The organism is Candidatus Symbiopectobacterium endolongispinus (genome assembly GCF_018777385.1).
Lineage (GTDB): Bacteria > Pseudomonadota > Gammaproteobacteria > Enterobacterales > Enterobacteriaceae > Symbiopectobacterium > Symbiopectobacterium endolongispinus.
Map to the genome: position 1 here is coordinate 435,039 of NZ_JAFJYB010000004.1, position 16,387 is coordinate 451,425.

The 16,387-nt window shown below is 48.8% G+C and carries 24 protein-coding genes and 3 pseudogenes; 13 read left to right on the forward strand and 14 right to left on the reverse strand.

The features are described 5' to 3' along the window. Positions 1-10 precede the first annotated feature (10 nt). From JZM30_RS24420 to JZM30_RS17735, 4 genes are read left to right on the forward strand one after another with little or no spacing between them, the layout of a single operon-like run. A complete protein-coding gene (locus tag JZM30_RS24420; protein ID WP_367115875.1) occupies positions 11-268 on the forward strand; it encodes a TRAP transporter large permease subunit in 258 nt (85 codons plus the stop codon). Positions 269-299: 31 nt separating this feature from the next. Then, positions 300-587, forward strand: a complete 288-nt coding sequence (locus JZM30_RS17725; protein ID WP_286673655.1) for a GlcG/HbpS family heme-binding protein — start codon at positions 300-302, stop codon at positions 585-587. 13 nt (positions 588-600) lie between these two features. Continuing rightward, positions 601-1,173: an aspartate/glutamate racemase family protein gene (locus JZM30_RS17730; RefSeq protein WP_252320282.1), complete on the forward strand. Its 573-nt coding sequence runs from the start codon at positions 601-603 to the stop codon at positions 1,171-1,173. Continuing rightward, a complete protein-coding gene (locus JZM30_RS17735) occupies positions 1,118-1,549 on the forward strand; it encodes a 3-keto-5-aminohexanoate cleavage protein (RefSeq protein ID WP_252320284.1) in 432 nt (143 codons plus the stop codon). The genes JZM30_RS17730 and JZM30_RS17735 overlap by 56 nt, the downstream gene beginning before the upstream one ends. Before the next feature lie 52 nt (positions 1,550-1,601). Here the strand turns inward: JZM30_RS17735 and JZM30_RS17740 are convergent, their stop codons facing one another. Beyond that, positions 1,602-1,772, reverse strand: a complete 171-nt coding sequence (locus JZM30_RS17740; protein ID WP_252320286.1) for a DUF1869 domain-containing protein — start codon at positions 1,770-1,772, stop codon at positions 1,602-1,604. Further along, positions 1,769-2,137, reverse strand: a complete 369-nt coding sequence (locus JZM30_RS17745; protein ID WP_252320287.1) for a TehB family protein — start codon at positions 2,135-2,137, stop codon at positions 1,769-1,771. The genes JZM30_RS17740 and JZM30_RS17745 overlap by 4 nt, the downstream gene beginning before the upstream one ends. Positions 2,138-2,763: 626 nt before the next feature. Here JZM30_RS17745 and JZM30_RS17750 point away from each other — a divergent pair. From JZM30_RS17750 to JZM30_RS17770, 5 genes and pseudogenes are all read left to right on the forward strand, one after another. Beyond that, positions 2,764-3,021: a hypothetical protein gene (locus JZM30_RS17750; RefSeq protein ID WP_252320290.1), complete on the forward strand. Its 258-nt coding sequence runs from the start codon at positions 2,764-2,766 to the stop codon at positions 3,019-3,021. A 126-nt stretch (positions 3,022-3,147) separates the two neighbouring features. After that, positions 3,148-3,996: an inverse autotransporter beta domain-containing protein gene (locus JZM30_RS17755; protein ID WP_252320292.1), complete on the forward strand. Its 849-nt coding sequence runs from the start codon at positions 3,148-3,150 to the stop codon at positions 3,994-3,996. Then, a complete protein-coding gene (locus JZM30_RS17760; protein WP_252320293.1) occupies positions 3,987-5,246 on the forward strand; it encodes an Ig-like domain-containing protein in 1,260 nt (419 codons plus the stop codon). Before JZM30_RS17755 ends, JZM30_RS17760 begins: the two co-directional genes overlap by 10 nt. 217 nt (positions 5,247-5,463) lie before the next feature. After that, a pseudogene (locus tag JZM30_RS17765) lies at positions 5,464-5,919 on the forward strand (glutathione S-transferase family protein); the annotation flags it as partial. Continuing rightward, a pseudogene (locus JZM30_RS17770) lies at positions 5,898-6,971 on the forward strand (site-specific integrase). The pseudogenes JZM30_RS17765 and JZM30_RS17770, both read left to right, overlap by 22 nt. Here the strand turns inward: JZM30_RS17770 and JZM30_RS17775 are convergent. From JZM30_RS17775 to rdgC, 8 genes and pseudogenes are all read right to left on the reverse strand, one after another. Next, entirely contained in the window at positions 6,966-7,220 is a 255-nt protein-coding gene (locus JZM30_RS17775) for a pyocin activator PrtN family protein (protein WP_252320619.1), read from the reverse strand. The pseudogene JZM30_RS17770 and the gene JZM30_RS17775 overlap by 6 nt on opposite strands. A gap of 14 nt (positions 7,221-7,234) precedes the next feature. Further along, positions 7,235-7,798 (reverse strand): 3'-5' exonuclease, encoded by a 564-nt coding sequence (locus JZM30_RS17780; protein ID WP_252320295.1) that lies wholly within the window; start codon positions 7,796-7,798, stop codon positions 7,235-7,237. Between the two features lie 215 nt (positions 7,799-8,013). After that, positions 8,014-8,403, reverse strand: a complete 390-nt coding sequence (locus JZM30_RS17785; protein WP_252320297.1) for a hypothetical protein — start codon at positions 8,401-8,403, stop codon at positions 8,014-8,016. Further along, a complete protein-coding gene (locus JZM30_RS17790; RefSeq protein ID WP_252320299.1) occupies positions 8,397-8,711 on the reverse strand; it encodes a hypothetical protein in 315 nt (104 codons plus the stop codon). Before JZM30_RS17790 ends, JZM30_RS17785 begins: the two co-directional genes overlap by 7 nt. Beyond that, positions 8,708-9,511, reverse strand: coding sequence for a ParB/RepB/Spo0J family partition protein (locus JZM30_RS17795; protein WP_252320301.1), 804 nt, complete (start codon positions 9,509-9,511; stop codon positions 8,708-8,710). Before JZM30_RS17795 ends, JZM30_RS17790 begins: the two co-directional genes overlap by 4 nt. Then, a complete protein-coding gene (locus tag JZM30_RS17800) occupies positions 9,504-10,061 on the reverse strand; it encodes an HD family hydrolase (RefSeq protein WP_252320303.1) in 558 nt (185 codons plus the stop codon). Before JZM30_RS17800 ends, JZM30_RS17795 begins: the two co-directional genes overlap by 8 nt. Continuing rightward, complete coding sequence (locus JZM30_RS17805; protein WP_252320305.1) at positions 10,061-10,456, reverse strand: hypothetical protein; 396 nt, start codon at positions 10,454-10,456, stop codon at positions 10,061-10,063. Before JZM30_RS17805 ends, JZM30_RS17800 begins: the two co-directional genes overlap by 1 nt. A 78-nt stretch (positions 10,457-10,534) precedes the next feature. After that, positions 10,535-11,447 (reverse strand): annotated as a pseudogene (rdgC, locus tag JZM30_RS17810) (recombination-associated protein RdgC). 484 nt (positions 11,448-11,931) lie between these two features. Between rdgC and JZM30_RS17815 the strand changes: the two are divergent. After that, positions 11,932-12,426 carry a hypothetical protein gene (locus tag JZM30_RS17815; protein WP_252320307.1) on the forward strand — a complete coding sequence of 165 codons (495 nt, stop codon included), beginning with the start codon at positions 11,932-11,934 and terminating at the stop codon, positions 12,424-12,426. Between the two features lie 335 nt (positions 12,427-12,761). Here JZM30_RS17815 and JZM30_RS17820 read toward each other — a convergent pair whose 3' ends face one another. The 4 genes from JZM30_RS17820 to JZM30_RS17835 all read right to left on the reverse strand — a co-directional run bounded on the left by JZM30_RS17820 (position 12,762) and on the right by JZM30_RS17835 (position 14,565). After that, on the reverse strand, positions 12,762-13,097 hold the full coding sequence (locus tag JZM30_RS17820; RefSeq protein WP_252320309.1) for a hypothetical protein: 336 nt from the start codon (positions 13,095-13,097) through the stop codon (positions 12,762-12,764). Between the two features lie 162 nt (positions 13,098-13,259). After that, a complete protein-coding gene (locus JZM30_RS17825) occupies positions 13,260-13,637 on the reverse strand; it encodes a hemolysin XhlA family protein (RefSeq protein ID WP_252320311.1) in 378 nt (125 codons plus the stop codon). A gap of 3 nt (positions 13,638-13,640) precedes the next feature. Further along, positions 13,641-14,063 carry a hypothetical protein gene (locus tag JZM30_RS17830; protein WP_252320313.1) on the reverse strand — a complete coding sequence of 141 codons (423 nt, stop codon included), beginning with the start codon at positions 14,061-14,063 and terminating at the stop codon, positions 13,641-13,643. Between the two features lie 52 nt (positions 14,064-14,115). Next, positions 14,116-14,565, reverse strand: a complete 450-nt coding sequence (locus JZM30_RS17835) for a hypothetical protein (RefSeq protein WP_252320315.1) — start codon at positions 14,563-14,565, stop codon at positions 14,116-14,118. Positions 14,566-14,726: 161 nt separating this feature from the next. Between JZM30_RS17835 and JZM30_RS17840 the strand changes: the two genes are divergently transcribed. The 3 genes from JZM30_RS17840 to JZM30_RS17850 all read left to right on the forward strand — a co-directional run bounded on the left by JZM30_RS17840 (position 14,727) and on the right by JZM30_RS17850 (position 16,381). Further along, entirely contained in the window at positions 14,727-14,960 is a 234-nt protein-coding gene (locus JZM30_RS17840; RefSeq protein WP_252320621.1) for a transcriptional regulator, read from the forward strand. 530 nt (positions 14,961-15,490) lie between these two features. Beyond that, positions 15,491-16,030, forward strand: coding sequence for a YmfL family putative regulatory protein (locus tag JZM30_RS17845; RefSeq protein ID WP_252320317.1), 540 nt, complete (start codon positions 15,491-15,493; stop codon positions 16,028-16,030). Between the two features lie 186 nt (positions 16,031-16,216). Beyond that, a complete protein-coding gene (locus tag JZM30_RS17850) occupies positions 16,217-16,381 on the forward strand; it encodes a DUF4222 domain-containing protein (protein WP_252320319.1) in 165 nt (54 codons plus the stop codon). Positions 16,382-16,387 lie beyond the last annotated feature (6 nt).

Consider the following 16,387-nt stretch of genomic DNA (forward strand, 5'->3'; position numbering starts at 1 on the left):
CCCTTCTATTGTGCTGTTCGGGCCTCTGCTGTTCCCGATTGCACGCGATTTGGGCGTACACGAAGTGCATTACGCCATGGTTGTAGTGCTGGCAATGGGCATTGGGCTGTTCGCGCCGCCGTTTGGCGTTGGCTATTACGGCTGCTGCGCGGTCAGTAAAACCGACCCGAATGAGCCACTGCCCTATATCTGGGCTTATCTGGGGGCTGCGACCATAGGGCTGATTATTGTTGCCATGTTCCCGTGGATTTCCATTGGGTTCTTATAACGACTGACGCTGACACCATTCGATCCTGCTGCTGGCCTACGCGCGTATGGATGGCACCAAGGCCTTCACGGCTACGCTGACACAGCGCAAAGCCTACACCGCCGCGCAGTTTGGTATTCCCACGGCGAAACTGCTGGAACGGCTGCAAAGGGAGAATCTCGCACTCTCCTATTTTGCTGACGACAACTTTTCACCGCTGCCGGGCGGCATCCCAGTACTGCGCGGTCAGGCGGTGGTGGGTGCCGTCGCCGTGGGCGGAATCAGCGTTGCTGAAGATGTTGAAGCGGCTGAACTGATCGTTTCCGCGCTCTCAGAATAATAAGGGGTTAACAATGAAAAAAGCGGCCATATTTCACACCAGTAAAGGGACGTTCGCTATGGTGGACGAGCTGGCAAAACGTATCATGCCGGACGTCACACTCATGCACATCGTGGAAGATTCCATGATTGCCGATGTCATGGCACAAGGCGGGGTCACACCCGCCATCAACGCACGCACCGCCGCCTATGTCACCAGCGCCAATCTGGCTGGCTGCGACCTTTTCTTTACCGCCTGCTCCTCGATTGGCGCAAGCGTAGAGCGCTGTCAGTTTATCAGCCCAATCCCGGTGATGCGTATTGATGAGGCCATGGCGCTAGAGGCAGTTGAACGCTATCACACCATTGCCGTACTGGCGACAGTTGGCACTACCCTGGCACCCACTCTTGAGCTGATTCAACGCAAAGCGGCCGAACACGGTAAACAGACAGTCATTCACTCACAGTTGATGTCCGACGCGTTCACCGCGTTTCTGGCCGGTGAACTGGATAAACACGATGCCGGAGATCAAGTACGTCACCGAGCGCTGTGTGCAGACCGGCATTGTACCGGAAATCGAAGTGTTCGAGTTGGGCATGATCCATAACATGCAGCTTATCGCGCAGGAAATGCCGCTGCCAACGCCGGTTATCTATGCCATGGTGTTAGGCCATAAAGGTGGCTGCCCGGCAACGCCTGCCACGCTGGCGCTGTTTAGCCAATATATCCCACGTGATGCACTGTGGAGCATTACCCACTACGGGAGGCGTGATGATTTTTCGATATTAACGGCGGCGTTAGGGTTAGGTGCCTGTATGGTCAGAGTCGGTTTTGAAGACAGTGCCTACCTGTCCCCCACGCAAAGAGTGGAGCGCAATGCGATATTGATTGAGCGCATGAGCACCATCATCAAAAATATCGGTTTCGAGGTTGCCACACCGGAGGATGCCCGACAGATGTTTGGTTTAAGGCCATTGCCCTGACGGGATCGCGATAACAAGCAGACGTCAGAGGGCGTCTGCTATTTCTTTTGCCCTACCAGCCGCAGACGTTGTGTTCCTCTTCCGTGTAATATGCACGCACGGTATTGATCAACTCCCTGACCACCTCCGCCGCTAATAAGGTCATTGGGGTTTCAGTCTCATAGTCGGCCGACACGCCGTTACTGTTATTGGTGACCGTCACCGTATACGTTATCTTGCTCATTCTACACCTCGCGCTACGTTCAACACTTTGTTCAACCCAAACCCTTGCAGCTTCACCTCAGGCTCGGCGAAGAAATCAATCATAAAATAGCTATCTTCCGTCATGACTTCGATGCAGTGCCATTTCTCTGGCGGAAATACGCCAAAGTGCCCGGCAGTAATCAGCAACTCACGCTCAGGTTCGGGCGTGGTTGCATCGGCAAAACCCAAATACTTCACGGCACCACGCATCACGGATAAGCGCGGGTACACGCCGGGTTGGGTACCCGCATCCAGATGTCGTTTAAAAATGCCGGCTGGCGCGGTGTCCTTATTCCAGAAAGGCGTTGACCGCGTATGAATACATTGCTGTGGAATAGGTAGCATGTTTATCCCCCTTTATGGGTACAGCGTGCGTTTGAACCCTTTCAAACGACCTCATGCAATACTGACAACACAAAAGATTCATGTAAAATACAACTTTAAAAATACCGTACTCTTATGGATAAAAAACCATTAATACCTTCTGTAAACATAAAGTATGGAATAGCATGTTGAGTTAAATTAAAATAAATCACGCCTACATATACTTTATTCTTTATTGGCATTAAACTTCTTTTATGTAATACATATAATTTTATAAAAGGATAACATTCATCTCATCACCTGAATACACTGGACAAGCACCTTCACTCCACCTACAATCCTCGGGGTATTATATGCCACTGCGCCATTCTCTATAAACATTCTATCAACAACGGATTTACATGCAGCATTAATATAAACACATATTTATATTTATCTTTTAATTAAATGAAATGCTTTAATCTTTTTTAAAAAACCTATAAGAACATATTAAACACCTTCATTATAAATACAAAAACCAGTTTAAAATCTCTCATGTAATTCCTTTGAGACTCCTGCTCTCATTAGGACTGTTTATTATAAAAACTTCGTTTGGGTAGCATTACTCCCATACATATCATGCAATTATAATTTTCAGGATGACGCTGATGCGAAATTATTTGGATGGAAAACCCTCTAAAGACTACTGCGATACGCCAGTAACCGCACCAGTATTACCTAAAAACAAGACAATGATTGTTTGGATTAACATTACCGTCCAATTGTTGTTACCATTAAGCCTTTCTTTTACCCCCACTATTGCATCTGCACAGAGAGCACAGGATTCCGTATTCAGTACCCCTACGGAGCGTTACACGCTTGGTGTTAATGAAGCCATTGATACTGTTGAAAAAAACTCGAGTTAACGGTTGACGACCTCAAAAAAATAAATCGTTATAGCCTATTCTCCAAACCGTCTGAGCAATTAACAAAAGGCGATGAGATAGATATTCCCCGCACAGCCCCCCTTTTATCCGCAAGTGGGAGGCAAGATGATGTATGAAAAATATCGCAGGAATGACGTTGCTTTATTTGGTAAAGACCAACGTCAGAAAAATCCGCATGCCTTGACCGCTGGCATCAATTATACCCCATTCCCATTACTGACCGTGGGGGCAGATCACCGGATGGGCAAAGGTAGCCAAAGTAGCAGCAACATTAGCGCTCAGTTGAACTATCGGCTGGGTGAATCCTGGCGCTCACACATTAACCCTTCTGCCGTTGCCGCTTCACGTACCTTGGCAGGTAGTCGTTATGATTTGGTTGAGCGTAATAACAATATTGTGTTGGATTATCAAAAACAGGAGTTGTTGCATCTGACGCTTCCAGAGCAGATCACCGGTCGGGGGGGATCTGCCACATCAGTCACAGCTAACGTTACCTCTAAATACGCGATTGATCGTATCGAGTGGGACAGCAGCGCGTTAACGTCAGCGGGCGGCCCACTGTCGCCGGTCTCGGTGCAGACGGCTGATATCAGGCTACCCCCTTATCAACTTACGCGTGGTGGGCTGGTTAATACCTATACCCTCAGCGCAGTAGCCTACGACACCCAGGGCAATATGTCACCCAGAGCAACGCTGAGGATAACGGTAATGCCAGGGGAGCCCACCCTGTTGGCCACCAACTTGGCAGTCACCAAAGATAATGCGGTAGCGAACGGTCTCGATACCAACGCCGTACAGGCAGTGGTAACCGATGCCGGTAGCAATCCACTGTCTGGTCAAGTCGTGAGATTTCTCACTGACAACGGTGCGACCGTTAGCAACGTCGCGGTCACCACCAACGCGGAAGGCATTGACTCCACCACAATACACTCACCAATACCCAAGTGGGAGTGACTACCGTAACAGCCAGACTGACCAATAATGCCAGCCAGCGCGTAGAAACCCGCTTTATTGCTGATGACAGCACGGCGCAAATTACTGCAACCAAACTGACCGTCACCCAGGACAATGCGGTCGCTGACGGTAATGCGTCTAACCACGTGCAGGCTGTCGTGACGGATGCCAATAACAACCCGCTGGCCGATCAGACGGTAACCTTTACCGCAGACAACGGCGCAACGGTGATTACCGTTATCGGTACCACCACGGCTGAAGGTATCGCGTCAACCACACTCACCAATACAAATGCAGAGCAAACAATCGTGACAGCCAGACTGGATAACAATGCCAGTCAGAGTGTAAAGATTACCTTTGCGCAAGATCTGAGTATCGTTTTAGAAACCACAGCCAATAATGATATTGCTGGGGAAGAATCTAATACTGTCAAGGCCAGAGTGGTGAATGCGCTTGGTAACCCCGTCGCCAATGTGAAAGTTGATTTTTCATCCGTTGAATCGGGGGTTACGCTATCGCCATCGTCAGGTACAACCGATTCAAATGGCGAAATATCGTCTTCTGTATCGCGAAGCCAATCTACAGGTGTGGCATTTGCTGTTATAGCAAACGTTTCGGAACAAACGCATAATGATACGTCTACGGTTAACTTTTTAACATTGCGTACCGTGAGTAGTATCGGGGCACCCTATGGTCATACATTCCCGCAAGCGGCTGGGTTCCCGACAACTGGATATCCCGGTGCCAAATTCCAAATAAATGCTAATGGTAACGCAGCATCAAATATCAACTATACCTGGAACTCAACCGACGACGCCTCTGCGGCCGTTGATAATGAAGGAAATATTACATTAGCAGCCAGCAGTCTCAATAAAATGGTGAGTATTACCGCAAAAGACAATACCTATGCTTACAGGTATACCTTTAAAGTAACTCGTTTGTTTAGTCGGTTATCGGGTAATTTGAAAACATTTAATGATACGCAAGATGCATGCATGGAATTAGGGATGCATGTTGCCGATGCCCAACACTTAACCCAGGGGCAGAATATCCGGGGAACTGGTTCTTCATGGTCTGAATGGGTACTTCCAACTGGTTGGCCAGGAGGTGATATAAACACAGCATATTGGACAAGAACCAATTCAGCCCCAGGTAAACATTATCTGGTCATTCTTAGGGATGGTAGCAAAACAGAAAAAACCCCCTCGGGTTCCTACATAGAATATGGTGTCTGCACTCAATCTGAGTGATCACTCCCGATATAGCGTCGTGCCTATTTTACCAAACAAATAGCGGATCGGTCGCCAAGGGAAATAGGCATATTGATAAAAAGGAGAATGCTGTGGCTTCGGCGTCTCATTGCTGACTTTGCCACAGATTAGCGCTATAACTGGACCGTGAATTTTTGTGCGCGTGGCAGCGATTATTGTCTGTTGCGCGCTACGTCCCCCATCATGGAGGTTTTTCATAGCCAGTTCTTCGACCTATGTGCCGCCCGACGTATGGCAGCCAGCCCCCTCTGGCGGAGCTTTCGCCAATATCAACCGGCCGGTTTCCGGACCAACCCACGAAAAAGTATTGCCCGTCGGCAAGCACCCGTTACAACTCTACTCGCAGGGCACCCCGAACGGCGTAAAAGTCACGGTGATGCTGGAGGAGTTGCTGGCGCTTAGACATACCGGTGCTGAATACGATGCCTGGCTGATTCGTATCGGTGAAGGCGACCAGTTCTCCAGCGGTTTCGTTGAGGTCAACCCCAATTCCAAGATCCCGGCGTTGTTCGATCGCAGCGGGGAAACGCCGGTGCGGGTGTTTGAATCGGGTTCGATTTTACTCTATCTGGCTGAGAAATTTGGTGCCCCGCTGCCACGCGACGCTGCCGCACGCACCGAAGCCCTCAACTGGTTGTTCTGGCAGATGGGACGGTCAGATACCGCTGCACAGTGGGGGGTGAAAGATCAGGGTAAACATCTTTATCGAGAAAGTAAAACGTTTGGGAAATTAGCCCTGGCAAAAACATGGGGTACACGCCGTGCATCCGAACTTGAAGAGCATGGTGTCCCATCCGATTCAGATGCAAGCCAAATAAGCGTGTGACAACTATTGATGAAGTACATCAATGATCCGGACTTGGGCGGTAAATCTGGACGAACAAAGCGTTATGTTCTCAACATGCTGGTGGACTGCGATATTGCAGAGATAAAACTGGCCGATCTGTCCGTAAATGATGTGGTTGAGCATGGGCGCTTGCGTGCCGGTTCTGGTGCTGGGCCTGCAACGGTTTCTCACGATTTGAGCTACTTGTCTTCCGTTTTAGCCGCTGCCAAGCCTATTTTCGGGATTGACTACACCGCAAACCCAGTCTCCGATGCACGGACCATTCTGGTTAACATGGGGATGGTGGGCAAATCACAGCGTCGCAGCCGTCGTCCTGCTGGGGATGAGTTAATCCGTCTTGAGGAAGGGTTGCGGGAGCGACAGGAACATCACTCAGCAGCTATCCCTTTCGTAGATATTCTCAATTTTTCAATTTTATCGTGTATGCGTATTGGAGAGGTATGTCGTATCCGGTGGGATGATATAGACGAGAAGCAAAAAGCGGTGCTAGTCCGGGATAGAAAGGACCCGCGAAAGAAGGATGGCAACCACATGATGGTGCCGTTGCTGGGGGATGCGTGGGTGATCGTTCAGCGCCAGCCTAAAAAGTCAGAGTTAATTTTCCCCTACATGGCAAAATCTGTCACCGCAGGTTTTCAGCGTGTACGCACCGCATTGGGCATTGAAGACCTACGCTACCACGATTTGAGGTGCGAGGGTGCCAGTCGGCTTTTTGAGGCTGGATTTAGTTTAGTATAGAAGAGGTTGCCCAGGTAACCGGGCACCGTTCTTTGAATGTGCTGTGGCAGGTCTACCGGGAGCTTTACCCGCATAGCCTGCATCAGCGCTTTGATGAGTTGAAAAAGCAGCGTTCATGACGAACAGTGCCGCAGTTCTTCTGCCGCCTCCTTTCGCCGCTTATCAATGAAATCAGCCAGATCTTTAACGTGTACCATTCTCGGGGCTTTCTGTGAGTCCCCTATGCGAAATGTGGGAATAGGGAGTTTCCCAGCCCCTGCTTTACCATCAGCAGTCACTGGTTTCATCCCCAAATAACGTTCGGCTATATCTGACAGTGGGATGGTGGCTGTATTGAATTCAGCCATCAGCAAAAACATTGTGTTCATCATAACCCCTTATTCTATTGATGCTGGTGGGGCGCAAACAATCGCTGCCAGATAGCAGATACATATTTAGCCTGGTGCTCAGCGTCAGCCAGTGCATTATGGCGTTCGCCTTCAAACGGCATTTCCTTCTTAGGGTCAAAACCGATTTCACGCCCTAATTCCACAATCGTTCTGACGTCACGGTCATTGAACCATTGCCAGATATCCTCGAAATATTCCCGCTTACATGACTCCCGCAAAATCACGTTATCGAACCCCGCGCCATTACCCCAGACGCGCACATATTTAGGATCGCAATTGCTGACAACAAACCGTTTGAGGTCGTGCAGTACAACAATCAGAGGAAACCCTTTAACGCAGATTGCCTTTCTGGCTTCTTCGCTTTGCTCCATCCACCAAAGGATGGTCTCGGCGTCAGGAATGCCGCCGCCGTGCATGGCACTTTTGAGGCTGACTGGGCTATAAAATTTTTCACCGAGTTGGCTGGTGGCCGGGTCAAAGAAAACAGCGCCAATGGAAACGATTGGTGCCTGCGTGTTATTACCCATGGTTTCAAGGTCGATCATTAAGTGGTTCATTTGCTTTCCTTATGCTGTGGAGCAGCAGTAAGCATGGCCTTATCTATGGCCTGCCTGACCGTCATAACCGGAAAATTGCAGTCATTTAGCATCATGGTGTTACGCTGGTAATTCGCGTCAAACCTCCACCCGTAATATGTACCGTAATGCTCATTAAGTCTGTTGTTCTGTGCATCAAGCCAATCGAGGCGTTTGGTGTCCTCTGAACTATCCGGCTATACCGGAGAGTTGGTAGTGCTAATTCCCAGCATTTCTCTAAACTCATCGATCGCTGCGTCGTGCTCTTTTCGCTCTTCTGGTGTTATTGCCTCCAATGCGGCCACGTTAGCGGCCCGAGAATTAAGAGCGAGGAAAAGCGTTGTTGTTGGACACCCTTTGCCGATCTTTACTCCCGGAACTAACTTCACATCGCACGGCAGGGTTTCCGGATATGCCGGGGAGTTGGTTGACGTTTCCGCATTTTCCCGAAATAATTTGGTTGACGAATTCTCGTTTTCCCGAAAATTACCAGACTGGAGCATTGCGGCGCGTTCGATTGCGTTATTCCAGCAATCCGCCTCGCCATCTCTGCCCCATCCGATATTTTTGCTCGGCAACTTCACCACCCGCGCCCGCTCTGCTGCTTAAGGTCGGCAATGCGGATCTGATATTGATTACCAACGCGCATATGCTCTGCATTCAGCTTTGCCTGATACTCCTCACGCCAGCGGGTTAATTCGGCGTTCTGTTGCTCAAGGTCTGCGATGTGGTCGATGAGGCGCTTGACGTTCTCAGCACCAAACAACGTATCTGCCCGGTCATAGGCATGAAGGAGATCATCATTGCCTTCTGGAAACTCCTCAATTATTTCTATGATGTGAACCGCATGCTCACGCATATCTCGGATCACTTCACTAATAGGTTTGTTGGTCATGCTGCATCTTCCTGCTGGTGGCCGTTATCGCCAAGTACCCAACGCAAGGCGGCAGCATAATAACCGGTCGCAGCATCGAGAGCTTTGGTGATTTCTTTCCGGCTCCTGAGTTTCGGTTTCGCATTGCCCAACACTTCACGTTGACGGCGAACACGCTCATGCCCGGATACACCGCTGGTGGCCTGAACCAGTTCTCTCACCTTTTCCCGCTGCTCTGGCTCCATCGCTGCTAGTTGACGCGCTTGGGTTACATTCACGTGACCAGCTTCAACAGCGGCTTGTACTGCCTGGGTACAATCAAGCAACGCTAGCGTTGTGCGAACGGTCTGTACACTACAGCCAAAGGTCAGCGCCAGATCTTCCTCGTCGTCTCCACGCTCCAATGCAGCGGCCATCTTTTTTGCACGTCCCAGCGGGGTATCTGGACGGCGGATTTCGTTGGCGCTCACCATTGCTTTAGACACACGGCTTGCTGATCCGCGTCTGACTACACCCGGCACCAGTAGCGGTTTTCCGCCTTTTCCCAGCAAGCGCCGGTTAGCTTCGATGGTATGGCGTACACGTTGGCGACCATCAACAACGCAAACCTTTCCCGATTCCGGGTCTTTCCAGACGATGATGGGTTCCAGCACACCTTGGTCCATGATGTTCAGCACCATGGCTTCATCAATCGGCAGGTAAATGCGCTCGTCATACAGTGGGTGCGCAGGATCATCGATCATGTGCAGCGATTCTGGCTTAAACGTGAGCACGTTGGTTTTGCCGCTGGCCCCGTAAACGTCCTTCGAGTTCTTAGTCATGCCGTATCCACTCATAACTCATGTCCACATAGGGACCAGCCAACTCAGAGAAACGGGCCATAAACTCGCGTTCTGCTTCAAACGCCGTCATATGAATAATGCTCCGCTCTGAGCGCTCAACACCATCCAGAATGGGCCAGTGACCGGAATCAGGGTGCAGCAATGCATCCTTTTCAGTCGCCAGCATGATGAGGTCTGCACGCTTCACTTCGGGGCTTGTTTTCAATGGCAACCCATAGCGCAGACGGACGATCACCTCTACATCGGTTTCAACGCGCTGATAGTCCGGCAGCAGGTGTTTCAGCGGCGACACCATGTCGTTGACATACGCTTCGTGCGCATCATGCATCAGCGCTTCAAAAGCGAATTCAGGAGGCACCAGGTAGCTTGCACCAATGCTGTGCTGAGCGACGGAGTAGGGCCAATGCGTGGCCCCGCAGAAACGATTGATCACAGAAAGATGGTGGGCGATATCACGGATATCAACATCATCCACACTCGGGGCGGTGTAATTGAAATGCCGCCCGGTAAAAGTAGAAATCCACGTCATTATTCACCCGCCTTATTGAGTTTCACTGTCAACTCAGCAACACAATCCCGCGCAGCCTGTTTGTATGTTTCAGCCGCATCACTGGAATAGCTTCCATCAACGGCAGATTCGAACGCATCAAGCGTGTCCCAGAAACAACCTGCGGCGATCCGGAAATTACCCTGTACCCATGCGGCGAAAATGGTACGGCTTGAGTTGCCGCAGTTATCGCGGTGGGTGACGTTGTCAAAGCGTTGCGGATCGAGATAAAGCGAGTCGCAGGACAAGCCCTCAGGCAGACTGGTGATATCAGTACGTCCCAGCAGAGACAAATCACCTTCAATTACGATAGAGCCATCATCATTAACCAAATGGTTAATATTTTTCTTTTTCAAAACATCCAAAATATTAGACATTTATATTTCTCCACACCGATTTTAGGTTGAGTAAATCCCTCACCGTGAGGCGATTAAATTGCACAGATAAATGATTAATTAACGGGAGGCTTCGCCGCCCAGCACTTCAATCAGGCTTTTAATTAATGCTGACAGTTCACCAGTAATAAGCACCGCATCGGCATCAAACCGTTGGTTAATATCTTCCCGGTCGATATCGTCGTTCTGCTCCAGAATCTGATCACTAAACTTAATCTTCTTAATAGGTGCCAGCATCGTCAAGAACAAAGGTGATCCGCTCTTGCCAGTCCAGCGCCAATTTTGTTACCAATTTGCCAGCAGCGATATGACCAGCAATTTCATCACTGATAAGGTCTTGCTGTTTGCTGCGCAGAATACCGCCATCTTCCAGAATCGCTTTCAGTTCAGCTTCATCGCGCAAAGCAAAACCAGCAGGAACGGCACCATCACGCACCCAACTTGTCATTGTTAACTCAATGGGTGTTTCCGTAACGACAGGCACAATCGGCAGTGAGCCAATGGTTTTACGCAACAAGGCGAGGGCGTCTTCTGCTTTCCGCGCACTGGCGGCATATACGATAACCAGTGAGGACGGAGTGTCGATCCAGAGTGTAGTCCGGCTGAACTTTGTGAATGCCCGAGGCAGCAGAGAATGGAGAACCTCATCTTTGATGGCGTCCTTCTCGATCTTTTTCAGCTTGCGGCCTTGTTCAACTTCCAGTTTCGCGACCTTGGCGGCAGTTTCACGAGCGACAACCGGCGTGTGCAGGATCTTCTCTTCCCGCTGCACAACGAGAATGATTTGCCCATTGGGCTGGTAGCTAAGCTGGTCGCACGAAACAGAGAAGGGGGATACCCAGCCAGTTTTCGCCATGTCCTGGCTACCGCAGGTAGTAAATGCAAATGCTGGCAACTGCTCGGACAATTCAGCGAAACTCACATCTCGCGTTAGCCGGTACACCTGCGCATTTTTGAAGTTAAAAAGACTCATGATTTTCTCCACACCGTTATATTTGTTGCTGCACACACAGAAAGGTGAAGGGCGTCGGGATACAGACCTCAGCATTGACCCACCAATAATTGAATGGATCCGATACCCTTCTGTCTGTGCAGAAAAAAGTGCAGCTATTGGGAGATGGGCCCGCAAGCAGCTAAGAGCTACACCTCTGAATGTCCACAACTCACAATGCTGGTTACGCCGCATTAGCGGTCGTACCCTGGTGTGGACGCTTACAAATGCCGCAAGGCCAATAATGAAGTGATGCAGCCGATAAGCAGCAGGACAAAGACATAGAACGCTGCCCATTTTCTTTGCTCACGTTTTACCTCTGCTTTACTCATCGGAACCTCATCACATTCTGATTGATCGGTGCCTGGCTTACTTCACCACCTCAGGCGGCAGTGGTCCCTGCCATTCCCCAACATACAGGAATGCGTTAATCTGGATATCCCCAACAGTCAGAAGAGAATTCAAAGTGATCGCTGAATTATCTGCGGCCATGGCTGCAATTCGTGAAACTGCGCAACTTGCCAAACTGATCAATGACGCCAAAACCGAGGCCGAAGTAAACGCTGCGGTTAATGAGTTAAATTCGAAACTTTCGTCTATTCAGTGTGAATGCGTATCTCTCGTTGAGCTCGTGGGCACTTACCAAGAAATGAATACATCTCTCAAAGCAAAAATTGCAGAGTTCGAAAACTTTAAAGTTCAGGCGGTAGATTATTCTCTGAATAAAGTTGATTCGGGTACGCTTGTTTATTCGAAGAATATTGTTTTGAGTGATGGTGAGACCGCAGTGAATGCCTGCCCACATTGTTTTCATCAAAATAAAATATCGATACTTCAGCCAGATAGTGTGACTGGCTTTGGCGGGTTTTATGTTCATTTCTGCCCCGAGTGTAAAAATAAGTTTAGGATGAACAGGGTGCCTCCAAGTAAATCGAGAAACATAAGCCACCATGTCGTTTAACCATATTGCAGATCATTTTAAAAAGTTCTCTCCAGCCCCTTCTTTTGGGATATCCAGATTGTTAAAGAGCGAAGCGTCCATTAGGGCGCTTTTTTGTTACCAGCGAATCATCCCGTACTTCTACGCCACGGGCGGCCTGGATTTCAGCCGTGTAAAGCCCCGAGGCCCAAACATGCTTCAAATCGAATTCAGTCAGTCGGTTTATCGCACGGACGAAGATATTTTGGTGGTTCAAGACCATTCACGATAGCCGCCGCATAAACAGATGCCTTATCGCGACTTACAGGTGCATAACCTTCGAGTAATGCACCGTTTTCAAACCTTTCAAAATAAACCTAGTCTTCACCTACAACGACAATCCATTTCGATATAGCGTCTTTTTTGTTGCTGGCCTCGGCATTGGCAAAAAGAAAATCAATTTGGTTCTCAGCCTGCCTCTTTACGCCCCGCCACATTTCCAAAACCGACTTTTCTGAGATGCGGTAAGGTGCTTCGTCTTCACGCGATGAGTTGCCAATGTCGCGCTTTACGTTCTCAGCAACGTCTACCACAACTCCAATCCCACGAATCAAGCACCCTGAACATATACAGTTCGGATTCAGATCGGAACGAAGCGCCAATTTCACATCACTGATTTCTACTTTGCAAATAACACATGTAGCTTCACTCATCTGCTGCTCCTGCTTTGTTCCGTGTAGGTTGTTCGCTGTTGATGGATTAAAGATAGCGTCACGCTAATTACTAGTCAATAGCGTGGTGCTATTATTTTTTCTTGAGGCGAAAAAAATCCCGCTGTTGCGGGATGAGTGTGGGCGGGTAGCGGAATTAAATAGTTACTGGAGTACGAGATTGTTGATGGCCTCAATAATTTTACTGACATAGGAACCGAATACGTAAGCGCAAAACACAAAAACAGCACTTACAACGGCAGCTGTTGCTTTAAGTGTTGTTTTCATGGAAGTAATTCCAGTTTCAATCCGCGAAAGTCGACTATCAACAGACTTCACATCGGTTTTGATCTCACCAATATCGCGCTTGATGTATTCCACATCTGATTCAAGTCTAGCTATGCGAGCTTCCAAGTCTAACCTCCCGCCATCACCACTCTGGGATTGCTCTGGTTCGTAAATCCGACCGCTTTTCGCTGTCATGTAAAAGCTTATACTACCTTGCTGATAAGGGGGAAGTGAAATTGTCGAATCAGAAAGCATGGACTATTCCTTAATCCTGATATCCACGAAGGCCACAGCTCTCCTGGTCTCAGATGATGTTTCATCACCTCCGAAAAGCGTAGCTTCCAGGCGATATTGCCCTCCGAAAAATGGTGATTGCAAATCAATAGGTACTTCAAAGGTCGCAGGGCTTAATCCTTCAATGCCTGCTACATTGGAAACCTTGAATTTCTTTTTAGCGACATACTGAGGATATTTTTGCGAGTCATCATCAAGTCCAATTGAATAATAAACTGTGTAGGTGACATCGGGAACCAATCCAACAAAAAACATGGATAATTCGAAACTAACACCCTTTTCTTTCTGTGCGTTTATCAGTAGTACTGGTTCACGTCCTTTTTCGGCAACTACGTGTTGGAAGGGGATTATATAAGCTATTTTTGCGTGCTTCATTTCATTAGACATTTTGATTTCTCGCTGTTATGTATCGCAAAATTCCCCATCAGACCATACAAGCCTAAGCCCTTGCTTTTTGGGGATTGTATGAACTCTTTCCTTTATCGATCCACTTCCTTACCCTTAGCTCTATTGCATCTAAGTAAGCGCGAGTATCTCTGTCTGCCCAATCAGGCGGTGTTGAAGTGTCTTTAGATAGAATGAAATCAACTATAAGTTTGATCGCCTCATCTGCTACTTGGTAGTCATTCCATGGGTGTGAATCGACATCACTAATTGGATGGTCTAGCGTACCTATTTCCAGTCCTAGCTTTTCTTCGATTTCTCTCGCAAGTGGCGATCCCATATTTCTTGGATTGCCGCTTTTGCTGTCCACAGCCTGATTTTTTATCTGTGACAGAGTTGCATCTGTCCTTGCTCTACCAAGAACGACATTGAGTCCGGCAATAGTTTGATGCTGGTTGATTAGTTCAAGTAGCCACTCTCGCCTTATTTCTTCAATCGTCTGCATGTTTTCATAAGCTCTTTGGCCCGGATAGCGTTATTGAATAGCACTTTGCTAAGTATAGGAAGATGTGAAACGCTATTGACTTGTGTTAGCGTGGCGCTATTATTCGCATGTGAATAGCATAGAGGATCGACAATCGAATGAACCTTAAAACATACACAAACATGCTTCGTGGGCGAGCAGCAAGGTTGGGGCGTGAATTAAACGTTCCATCTGTACTGATTTCCCAGTGGGCTAACGGAACCCGACCAATTCCCGCTGAACGATGCCCTGAGATCGAGAAAGCAACGAACAGAGCTGTTACCTGCGAAGAGCTTCGCCCTGATGTTGACTGGGCATACCTGCGCAGTGCCGATCGAGGGGGGACGATCACTTTCAACGACATTTATGGTTCCTGATTCATCGATGTATCGCGTTTTCTCATGTTTTACGACAAAGCGGAGTAGGGCGAAACCACAGAATTACGGGGGTTAACCGTGGGTAACAAAATAATGCAACGAGCGACCATTAATTATGACGGGGAAACATTAACCGAGTCGCCGTTAACGATGAGAGTCGCCAAATGGTTCGCTAAGGAAATATCGTCTTGCGGCGGATTGACTATTATCGCTGCGGATACCAAAAAATCGGGCACGGAAGCATCCTTGAGTGTTCATGTGCGCTATAACTCCCCATGGATAGATTTCGTAATGCCTAAATTCATAGCGGCAATTACTATCACTAACGAGGACAATGGATATGTATGAGTGCTCATCGATCCTCGAATGGCGCTGGTTTTCCATGTTCACGCCTGAATCGGTCAATTTCCACCTGGGTGCTGTGATGAAGGTTCAGATGCAAAGACATGCCGAACCTCCTTCGGTTCTTAGTTGTGGAAAACCAAGAATATCACCGGAGGAAGGTTCGGCACTAACTGAGGTAAAAACCTATGAATAAGCTGCACTGGAAAGTCGAAAAGCAACCAGCATGGCTGGTGGCCGCAATCAGAAAAACAATCGCTGCATTGCCCGGTGGGTATGCGGAAGCGGCAGAAATTTTAGATACCACAGAAGACGCAATATTTAACCGTCTGCGTACTGGCGGCGATCAGATATTCCCTATGGGATGGGCAATGGTACTGCGAAAAGCCGGTGGGGTTTCCTTCATTGCTGATGCGATTTCACTCGAGACGGACAACGGCATACATATTCCAGGGGCTACTGCTGAGGATGCTAACGAAGAAATTGGTAGCAAGTTGGCAGAGCTGGAGGGGCAACTTGGAGATTTGGTCAATGCCTACCGCAAGTACATCGAGGATGACGTGGTGACGCGCGCAGAGTGGAAAAGCCTGAATGACATTGCCTATCGGTTCCGCGTGACCCTTATGACATTCCTTAACCTGATATCCCGTGTTTATTGTGAGCCAGAAAAGGGTGACGCCAGCAGTGTGCAGCCGCTGGCGTCGGGTGCGCGTAATAAATCGGTGTAGAGAAATTAAACGCATGAACATGTTACAGCAAAAAACAGGTTTACCGCAATTTCGTTGTCTGCCGGTCGTTGGCGGTCGTAGCCCGTCTTCGTTTCGGTATGAGCGGATGATAAAGGGCCGCTGGATCTCCTGCAACCACAGGCGGGTGAGGGGAATTGTGGGTGTGATAAACCGCAGGGGGTTGGTGTGGACGAACAAGCCACAGAACTCGACAGGCGTTACCTTGATCCGTATGGAAGAGTTGTCCACGTCATCGGATACGACCGCCAGAACGAGCGCGTTATTTTCATGCGAGAGGGCTATGAGCATGAATGCGTTCAACCCCCTGTGGCATTTCAAAGCAAAGTTTAAGAGGCG